This window comes from Halostella sp. PRR32 (genome assembly GCF_034808085.1).
GTDB lineage: Archaea > Halobacteriota > Halobacteria > Halobacteriales > Natronoarchaeaceae > Halostella > Halostella pelagica.
In genome coordinates this window covers 1-264 of record NZ_JAXHGL010000160.1, presented here as the reverse complement: position 1 = coordinate 264, position 264 = coordinate 1, and the positions used below count along the sequence as shown (strand labels likewise).

Annotated in this window: 1 protein-coding gene; it reads right to left on the bottom strand. The window is 42.0% G+C overall.

Going from position 1 to position 264, the window contains the following annotated elements:
- The coding region (locus SM753_RS20740; protein WP_323192946.1) for a C1 family peptidase at positions 1–264 on the bottom strand (264 nt) is incomplete at both ends.

Below are 264 nucleotides of genomic sequence, written 5' to 3'. Positions count from 1 at the left end.
CAACATCCGCAGCTACCCTGGTTTTTAACAGCATTGACAGCCCCCTTTTCCCTCCAGTCAATGGAGTCGGGAATTTTTTCGCCTTCGATAGCCTTGAATGGTTTAGCAATGGGTTTTGGTACGCCTTTCAAACCTTGGTTCACGTACTGAGCGAATTCTTCGTTAGTCCAGTCAGCAAATTGATTAATTCCTTTTTTGTAGGTAGATAATCCTTTTTCGTAGTTGGCATTGTGTGCATCGATTTCCTCCAAATTTTGTTTGAAA